At 40.2% G+C, this 10,405-nt stretch carries 4 protein-coding genes; all 4 read right to left on the bottom strand.

Annotation, left to right across the window (positions count from 1 at the left end; all coding sequences use genetic code 11):
* Window positions 1-6,785: beta strand repeat-containing protein (locus tag BUB82_RS11195; protein ID WP_143185690.1), on the bottom strand; the 6,785-nt coding region annotated here is incomplete at its 3' end.
* 132 nt (window positions 6,786-6,917) lie between these two features.
* Window positions 6,918-8,822, bottom strand: coding sequence for a tetratricopeptide repeat protein (locus BUB82_RS11190; protein ID WP_159432040.1), 1,905 nt, complete (start codon window positions 8,820-8,822; stop codon window positions 6,918-6,920).
* A gap of 257 nt (window positions 8,823-9,079) precedes the next feature.
* The gene (locus tag BUB82_RS11185; RefSeq protein ID WP_073193714.1) at window positions 9,080-9,274 is read right to left on the bottom strand and encodes a hypothetical protein; all 195 of its coding nucleotides are present in this window, start codon (window positions 9,272-9,274) and stop codon (window positions 9,080-9,082) included.
* Between the two features lie 300 nt (window positions 9,275-9,574).
* A partial coding sequence (locus BUB82_RS11180; protein WP_073193713.1) for a PorP/SprF family type IX secretion system membrane protein occupies window positions 9,575-10,405 on the bottom strand: 831 nt, incomplete at its 5' end.

Raw genomic sequence — 10,405 nt, 5'->3', positions numbered from 1 at the left:
ATTAAGCGATAAGGTACACCGGCTTCTAAATTTGTGTTTTTAGTGTCAGTAATCGCTTCCCAGCCATTAGCTGTGCTAAATCCAAATAACGAAGGGTTACCAGATGCTGTATAATCAATGCCTGTCGTCGCATTATATTCACCTACAGTTCCGACTTCGCCTGTAATATGCGTTCCTAGACCAGCATCATTAGCACCACTGTTTTGCCAGTTGTCAAATAAACTACCGCCATCTACGGGACTTGATACTAACCTGAAAGCACGTTTGGCGGGGTAGTATTTTTCTGTAATAACGGTTCCTGATGTTTTAGTGTAGGTTCCGTCAATACTTCCTAAGTAAGCATCGCCGTTAGTAGCATCAGATTTAAAGAGCAAGTCGCCATCGTGGATAAAGTTACCATTAGAAGCAATGTGCTGGCCTGCGGCAATGGTGGCATTTCCTTTAAACGCTAAATTAGCAGAATTAGTAGTTTCTAAATTGGCATTGATATCTATATCATTTCCAAATAACTCAATACCCGCATCGCCAATGACATCGGCATTAATTGTAATGTCTTTATCATTGGTTGCATTACCAATGGTTAAACCTGTATTCGTAGCCGCTAAATTTGTAATGGGATACGTAACATCGGCTGTAAAGGCTGTTCCTCTAGGAATGTATTTAAACGCACCTGCTGCGGTAAGGGTTCTTGACGTGGTTAAACCCAGTGGATTATTGGTATAAAGTGAAATGTCTCCGTTGTTGGTAGTAGTCAAATCGGCGTTTAAGGTTATGGTTCCTCCATAAGCCGTGATTGGCCCAGCGATAGTTGTTGCTCCTGCAATGGTGATAGCCGCTGTATTGCTTGCCTTACCTAGGGTTAAACCACTAACAGACGCATCTAAACTAAGATTACTTATCGGAAAGCTTAATACGGAAGTAAATGAAGTACCATACGGCTCTAAAGTTACCGTACCTGTAGTATTAAAAGAGGTAGCTGTTCCTCCTCCCTCAACAGATATCGCATTGCCTCGGAAAATAATATCTGAACTACTACTTGTAATATCACTTCCTGCCTTAAAGCCATAGGTGTTAGCGGTGTTTTTATTAAAAATTCCGTTTGTTCCACCATCCAAGGTAATTGTTCCTTTGTTTGCTAACACATCAATCGTTTGCAAGAAGATGCCTTGACTGGATCCTCCACCAACACCTTCTAACGTGATATCTCCACCAGCTGTAGCTTTAAGCTCCTTGTTTGAACTGAAATTAAATACTAATCCTAGAGAACTACTTGATACACCTCGGATGTAAATAGCGTCCCCTGAAGTAGCAGCAGAAGTAAGTGTAAGTTTAAGTTCTGCAGCTGCTGAACCCTGGTTTAAGTTTATCCCATAGAGATTCACCCCTTCACCAATCATGCGGATCCGACCCGTACCTGCATCTATAAATAAGCCTCCGAATTGGTTGATGCCATTATTATTAAAGACATTTGGTGATTCGTTATTGCTGCTATAACCATGCATGGTGATATTCCCACCACCTGAATAAAAATTCACATCCCCTGTGTTATCAGTGGAAAGCTCAATACCTGGGTTGGAAGCCGAACGCGCAAAACCGTCTGGCAAACCATCACTGGCCACGCCGCCATTGGCGCCATCATCAGCGCCACCGGCCAGTACAATAGCTCCGCCACCGCTCAAACCCGATGCAGTCGAACCATTAGCCGTATTAAAGGTTACATTGTTTCCGACCGCAATGAAGCCTTCGTTATTGGCATCGCTATCGGCCCATAAGATAATATCGCCGTTGTTGGTTATGATGTTCTTATTGGATCCATGTGTAATATTGCCTGACGACTTCAGCAAAATATCCGAACCGCTTGCTGTAGACCTTAGATGATCATTAAGAGTAATATTTCCAGCGTAAACCGAAATTGGACCATTAATATCATGCATTTCATAGAGGGCAATTGCTTGTGTCATCCCTTCTTTACCTAGGACAATGCCTCCTAACTGATCGGCATTATTTGTGATAAGCCAGGTAGATTCAGCGCCATTACCGGTAGCGGTATTGGTTCCGGAATCATAGGCTCCGCCGAAGTCTAATTGCCCTCCTGTTGCGGATAAATTACCTGCCAAATAATATCCTCCAAAAGCATTGGTATACGGTTCGAGTGTAAAGACTCCTGCAGTAGAAAGGTGAATCTTACCACGATTGACGCCATCCGTTGTATTGAATCCTGCACCATAAATACCTAAGGTGGTCAATGTAACATCACCACTGGCGGAAGTGGCTGCAGGAGTAATGCCTTGAATTGCTGTGGCATCTTTGCGATTCCCTAAATACACATTATGGTTAATCAGCTCAATGATTCCGTTTGAAATCAGGGAAATGTCTCCAGTGTTACTGAGGATTTGTAAGGTAGAGGCTGGATCGTTATTTCCTAACCATAGGGCTTTACCATCTCCACCATTGATGGCTTGTAAAACAATTCCACCACCAGAAGCACCTGTGGTCTGAATCAATGAATGACCAGATGCGGCATTGAAACTTATCACCATACCGGCACTCGTTGTATTGTCTGTACCCGTAGTAGTTCCAGAGATAGTGATCGCTGTTTGAGCCGTGCTGGCAGAGGTAATGGCAAAATTACCCTGAGCCATGTCAATGGCATGATTACCCGTATTCTGACCATCTATATTTATGGTACCCGCACCGCTATTGATGACAACACCGGCTTCAATTCCCACGGCATAATCGCTACCATTTTGGCGGCCACGTAAAATAATGTCGCCACCATCTGAAAGTAAGTTGACATTAGTTCGCAAACGAATGGCTTCTGAACCCTGACCTCCTCTATAGGCGTAACCATCAGGAATACCATCATTGATAGTTCCACCATTGCTTCCATCATCCAAGCCACCGGCAATAACAATGCTACCACCGTTTGAGTTAAGCGTATTATCTTGCGCAAGATAAACTTCGTTATTGGCTATACCGCTACTGCGATTAGCCGCGTTAGACCACAGGATGATATCGCCACCATTGGTCGTAATGTCTGCTTGGTTGCCAAGAGAGATATACCCATTACCATTTGTAGTGCCATCACCTTCTGTTTTCAGTAATACTTTTGAATTGGCACTTGAGGTACTAATCGTTTTATTATCTCTTAACAAAACATTTCTTTTTGTATCAGCAACAAATGAGCCACCAAGAGCAACGTTCTCCTTGGTGTCAATGTAGCCATCAGAATTAAGTATTAAATCATTATTCGCAATGGAAGTTAACGCTGCATTGATGGTAATATTCCCAGCCTCAATGGTTAAATCACCACTAGCTAAATAGTCTTCTACCACCGATGCGTTTACATCAGCTAGGCTAGATATAGTTGTTAACGTATTGCTGCTGCTGTCAAATGTCCAAGTGCTACCTTCAGCATCGCCACCTGAAGCGACAATGGTAAGGTCGCCTTCACCTGTGCCTACGCGGAAAAGCGCATAGATTCCAGAACTTCCTAATGCTGGGCTGATGCTATTTAAATCGGTATTTGCATCGACTTGAGAACGGGTATTCGCTTCACCGCCTACTTCGCCCAGTACACCTGTGCTACTAGCTACATTCCCTGAGTATAAAAGTGCTCTTGCACCTGACTCTGTGTTAACAGCACCATTATTAGCTATTTTAATGTTCCCATCTCCGGCTTGACCTGCCGTAGCATCGCGATCAGCAAATAACTGAATCGCTGTGCCACTTGATAACGATGATGCCACTGGAGCATTGATTGACAGGTCTTGAGATTCTGTGTACAAACGAGTAAACCCAGAAACAGAAACCCCATCAACACCAGCTATATTTTCAATGGCTAGTGCTTTGCTGTTATTGACGAATAACCAATCGCCGCCATCACTGGCAAATTTATTAACTGCTACCGTACCAACAAAGCTTGGAGATTTATAACCAACATAGGCCCGATGGAAATTACGGACTACTAATTCATCAGCAATGATATTCGCACCAGATAAAGTTTCAAGCGTTCCCTGAAAATTATTTGCCCCCCCCGATATTAGTGATATTCGATCATTGACGGCTTCCAGCTTGGCATTAGAAGTAATGTCATAACTGTATATATTAATGGGGCCATTAATACTTATATCTCTGCTGTGCTCAATTTTTGAAGCATTATTGCCTGGCTTTCCAAAAGTTAAGCCTGTTGCAGAGCTGCTTATATTCATTCGGAAGTCATTCCAATTCGAAGCAAAACTGCTACTTATGGGAGCTATAGTAATGCTTCCGCTGGTATTAAAATCAGAAGATCGCGTAGTGAAAAATAACTTATCAGTTTCAATCAGAATATCAGCGCTACTGCTACTCACATTAGTTCCATCTGCCCCTAACACAAACCCGTTTTCTGAAGCTGGTAGTACATATAGACCATTCCAGGTACCAGTCAATCCGTTTGGCTTCAAGTCGCGTATGGTTATTGTTCCGCTTTCAGAAAGCAGTTGCATGTTTTGGTTGTCTAAGGCCATGCCACGTGAATTTCCAGAAGCAGCTCCACCCGTCATATCTAGCGTAATGGCTCCATTCTCGGTAATAATACGCGCATCGTTAGGCTGCATGCCCCAGGCTGATTGTGTGGTACTTGGAACATTGCTTGCATCGCCCGTCAGGCTAATGGCTCCTGTACCTGAAGTAATCAAATCAGCGATAGAAAATTCGATGGCACGAGTTGTTCGATCACCCGCACCGCCCGCAGCGTAGCTACCTGCAATCGTAATATTCCCGCCATTGGCGTTAACTATGGCACGATCGGTTCCATCGCCTTTAATAGCGATTAGGGTTCTTTCGTCGCTATCTGGAGTTACATAACCACTAGTGGTATAGCTGATATCGGCTCCAGAGGTAGTCACATCAAAGCCATCGTCTTGCAGGATGCGCTGGGCTTCAATCAACACCCCTGTCCCACTACTTGCGGTGGTGGTGAGGTTGGCATCTAATAAGACTTGCTGCCCATAGAGTCTAATAGGCCCGGCTACGCTAAAAGACGAATTCATCTGAAGATTGTTAGTTGAACCCAATCGACCCAAGGTAAGTCCACCCAAGGAGGCCATATTGTTAATCTGCAACCACTGCGTCTCGGGTTGAGAGTTATTCCCTATAAAATTGCTTCCACTAAAGCTGCCATTAAACCCTAAGAAACTACCCCCCAAAAAGGCACTAGTCCAATTGGTGATTGGGGCAAATGTAAAGGAGCCCGTTGAGTTAATTACCAAATCCGTTCCACTATGCATAACCGCATCAGTAAGGATGGAAATATCTCCAGACCCACTGTTTAAGCTTCGGTCACTGCCATTAGTCGTAACCGAGGTGGTTCCTTGCAATAAAATGTTGCCATTACCCGAGCTAGTGTTGATGCCTGCAGCTATCGATAGCTCATCGGCGTAAATGCTCACCGGCCCCGAAATGCTTACCGGCGTATTCAAGCTGATGTTGGTGCTGGTATTATCGGTTTTACCCAAGCGAAGCGAGGTGATACTAGAGGCAAAGTTGTACTCATCGCTGATGTTGATATCGGCGGCAAAATTAGCTCCCGTTGGGCCTTCAAACACCACCGCGCCGGCACTTTCAATGGTAATGGCGCGGGCTCCCAAATCTGGCGTTTGCAGCGAGCCAGTCATGAAGGTGATATCTCCGGTGTTGGCATCGCCAATCGTGACACTGCCATCGCCAGTTACAGCTTGTGCTCTCAATGCTAAGCCATCGTCACCACCAGTGTAGGCGCTCAGCCCACTCCACGTTACCGCGCCACCATCGGTCGAGACATTAAACTGTGCAGAAGTGTAATTCCCATTATCTAATTGAACCACAATCCCTACGGCTTCGCCGGTCTGTAGCGCTGCGTTTGTTGCATCGCCAAGCAGTGAAATGTTCCCCGCCGTTGAGCTGATCGATAGGTCATCTCCCCCAGATAGCACGAAAGCTAGACCATGCGCCCAGCTGAAGGCAGCATTGGCTTCGGTTACCCCTTCGAGCGTGATGTCACCCGTAGTTGAAGAAATCGAGACATTTCCGGTCGACGCACTCGCGGCTATCTGCGTGCCGATCATCAAGCCTGCTGACCTATTTGGGTTACCGCTACGCTTACCTGAGATGCTTACATCACCGGCTGCGGTCTCGATTGAGGAGTTCATGACCATTACACCGGTATTGGTGCCATCAACTGCTGTGTTCTGCCCGCGAACCCGTAGGTTACCTCCGCCGGTATTGATGTTAGCCCCGTTTACCAGCACCCCATGCTGGGTGTTGTTAGTCGAAATAGCATTCCCTGCAGGCACACTCAGACCGCCCAAGCTTTCGCTGGAGCTACCGCCGCCCACATACAATGGCCCGCCGTTGGTGGTAATATTGCCACGTAGCTCTACGCGACCTTCATTATCTCCATTGGCATCGGCACGAATAACTAACGCACCGCCTTGGGTGGTGATATTGCCATTAGCCGTTTGCACAACATTGCTATTCGCTTCTAGGAACCAGCTATTAGCCGTTGGACTATTCACAGCTGCATCCACCGTAATATTGGCTGCTTCAATGATTAAATCACCGTTTGCTAGATAGCCTTCTATTACCGTGGTATTAATATTTGCAGTACCTGTTGCCGTAATCGTTATGGGGTTGGAACCTGAAACTGACCAATTGTTACCAGAAGTTCCAGTTTCACCACTATTACTAATGGTTAAGGTTTGGCTAAAACCAAAAAATGAACTGAATAAAAAAATCGAAAAAATGAAGTGAGTAAGTCTTAGCATCGTTTATTTTTTTTTCCAAAAATAAAATGTAGCATATTAACGACATTAAAATTCTACTCACGAAAACCTACTGAATAAGTAAAAGCAATTCACAAAAACTTACTTTATTTATATTAAAAAACTAATAAACAGTTAGATAGATATTATGAAATTTTGTAAATTTTCATTTGGACTAAGTTGCAGTTTTTTTCGTATAAGGCTTCTAGAATTTTCGATGGTACGCAGCGAACGGTTGGTGAGCAAGGCAATATCTTTAGAAGAATAGTTGATTTTAATCAAGGCACATAAAATTAATTCATTAGGACTTAGGTCGGGCCCTATTGATTTTAGTCGCTTGTAAAAATCGGAGTAGGTGGTTTGAAATTTAGCTTCAAAATCAGCCAATAACTCATGTGTTGTAGTTGATTTTAATTCTTGTTTAAGCACGTTGAACTTTTTCTTATGGGCGTTAGGCAAATCATCAAGGATTTGGTTAAGCTGGTTTCGCAGCCAATCTTTTGTTTGTTGAATACCTAAGTCTTTTATTGAGTTAGACAGCAATTCATTTGATTTAAGTTGCAACTGATATTCTAAATCCTTTTTTTCTTGCTCATAGAGTTGTTGTTTCTTGAGTTGTTTTTTAGAAATACTAAAATACATAGTCACTGAAACTAAGATCAATAGGATTAAGCCCATGGAGAGCCCATATTTTTTAAATCTTTGGCCTTGTAATTCGTTTTCGTAAGCCATACGAAGTTGAAGCCTTTTTTCGCGTTCTCTGGCTACTTCCCACTCGCTAACCATGCTCCTTGGCAAATCTCCTATGTACTTATTTTTATTTTCGGTGTATAATCTAAAATAGGTATTAGCCAAATCGGTTTGAGATAAGTCATCATAAATTCTATAAAGCAACTCATAGACCGACATTTTTAGTTTAGGATTATCAGCATCAACAACAAAATCTTTAAGCGGATTGATTTCTGAAAGTGCTTTATCAAGCTTTTTGCTGTCATAATATAGTTCAGCTCTATTGATTTTATTGTAGAAGATACCAACATTAACCTTTAGTTTTTTGCATATACTGTCTGATAAGCTTAGGTATTTTAAACCCGCTTCAAATTCTTTCTTTTTGCGTTTTAAGTTGCCGTAGTTAGAATAACTTTGTGCTAACAACATCGCTCGACCTTCTTGTTTTGATTTTTGTATTATGGTTTGAAATGTTTTTTCTGCTTCCTTAAAGTTTTTCGATTTCCCCTGTATAATACCTTGTGTATTGTAATAGTATAGAGGAATATCTTCGGGATTTATGAGTTCTAAGGTTAAATCTGTATAGTAGTTTGCTTTTTCAATATAGTCTAAATTTAGATACATGCTAGCAAGGTTGTGATAAAGCACACTTAAGTTTTTAGTATCGGAAGGGTCGGCATAATCGATGGCTTTTTGATAATTGACGGCTGCATTAAAGAACTCACCTTTTACATTAGCTAAATTTGCTTTATTGGAATACAAGGACATGTATGACCAAGGTTCATCATCTTTTTCTTGTATATTTCTCTCGAGTATATCGACATACTTGCCTAAACTATCTGCCTGTTTTTTTGCGTTGTAGTAAGCTGCTAAAATGGATGCTGCTGAACTTTTTGTTGCTTTCGAAATGCTTGTGTTTTCAATTAAAAGTTTTGTGGCATAAGGAACGGCTTCATTTACATAATCTTTTTCTAATAATAAATGGTTAAGTTCTGTAAAGTTAGATGAATTTATTTTGGTTTTATCTTGTAAAATTATAAGAATATTTTTAGCTAACCATTCTTTTTTTTCATCATGATTAGAATGTTCTGCTTTTATTGTGTTAATAATAAAAGCTACTCGATTATTCGGGGATAAAGGCTTAAACTGACTAGATGCTTTAGTCGCTAAGAATAATTCACTTGAATTATTTTTAGATTTTTTTTGTATTTTATGATTCTGGCAGGAACATAAACACAGCAAAACACTTAATAACACTGTCAACAGGTAATGTAAACGAACTTTAACTATATTAAATGTTAAGCATATCATATTTGCTAAAATGGTTAATAATTAATAAAAAACCACTTAAAATAATTTAAAAGTGGTTTTAAACTTCATACAATAATCAATCTAGATTAAATCTGTTTCAAGTTTTTAAATTGTTCTTCTAATTGGATTAGTCCCATAACAGCATCAATTAAAAGGAATAATACTAAAAGTAATATTGCAATTGTAATTCCAATTGCAATATTAATTAAATCTAGCTTAAAATCCATTTTAGACATTGGCTTAAAATATTAGTTTTATTATTTATTGTGGCATCTAACCCCTATAAAAACACCAGCTAAAATAGCTGAGTAGATATATGTATTAATAGTTGCTGCTGGTTCATCATCTACATTATCTTCAAAACCTATTGCTTCATCTATTGTTTGGCAATAACTTAAGCTGGTAAAAGCTATTAACACTACTATAGCAATCAAAAATCCATTTTTTCTCATTATTATTTTTTTATTGTTTAGCATTCAAATTGACTTTTGACTATCAGAATTATCTTTTAACTTTTCTTCTTTTTGCTTTTTTTTGAGATTTATTTTCTCTCTAAAATAAACATACAGATGAATAACTATTATAAAAAAAATTAATATCAATTCTTTAGCCATACTTTTAGATCTTAAGAATTTAAACTTTCTTAAAAAATCAACTTATAATTATTTTTTTCTCAAAAAAAAGAAACCGTGCCTTATTTAATAGGGCGGCACGGTTTCCCTACTAACCTAACCAATTAACTTTTCAATATTCTAAAATTCTTCAAACTTATTTTTTCTATCACGTTTTGACTTATCTAAAGTAAAGCGCAATAATAATTCACTTGTATTATTAGCTCTTGCCAATTGCTTCTCGGCTGCCACTTCATACACATAACCTAATGTAACATATTGACCAAACTTAACATTTAGCATTGCTCCTACTGTTTGGTCTGTTCTGTATAATGCACCAACTTCAATGTACTTAGGAAAAACAACCATTGCATTAAAATCTGCTGAAAGTTCAGCCGCATCAACGTAGCGGATCATCGTACTTGGCCTTAGGTTAATATTCGCCTCTTTAATTAAGGTAAATTCTGTTCCACCTGTTAAATACCAGTGTGGTTTTCCAGAGGAAGCAGACACAAAACCATCTTGCTCTTTAATTCTATTTGTATTTAAAATACGTGGTGTAGATAATCCAACATACCATTTTTCATGTTTTAAATAAGCACCTGCACCAACATTAAATAACATATTACCAAAGCTACCTAAAGATGGGTCTGAGGTTAAGTTATAGGTTTGTAAGCCATCTGTATTAGCTGAATAATCTTGACCACCTGCTTTTAAACCAAAAAACAATTCGTAGTCTTCAGTTAGCTGAACTCTATAGGAAGCATCAATAGTCACATAATTAGATTTTTCAATAAAAGTTTCATCGTTTAATACCGAGAGACCTATTGCTAAATTATTTCCTAATGGCATTCCAAAAGTCACAGCGTTTAGCACAGGTGACTCATCAATACCTGACCACTGCCGTCTAACAGAACCACTCACAAAGAGTTGGTCTTCGACACCAACATAAGCTGGATTAAAAATGCTCAT

Origin of the sequence: Psychroflexus salarius, from assembly GCF_900129035.1 — a bacterium.
In the GTDB taxonomy this organism is placed as follows: Bacteria; Bacteroidota; Bacteroidia; order Flavobacteriales; family Flavobacteriaceae; genus Psychroflexus; species Psychroflexus salarius.
Note: the sequence above shows the minus strand (reverse complement) of the source record. Positions and strands in the feature narration are given on the sequence as shown.

Coding starts and splice junctions, on each gene's coding strand:
- BUB82_RS11190 (WP_159432040.1), bottom strand. CDS start 8,822: ATGATATGCTTAACATTTAATATAGTTAAAGTTCGTTTACATTACCTG.
- BUB82_RS11185 (WP_073193714.1), bottom strand. CDS start 9,274: ATGAGAAAAAATGGATTTTTGATTGCTATAGTAGTGTTAATAGCTTTT.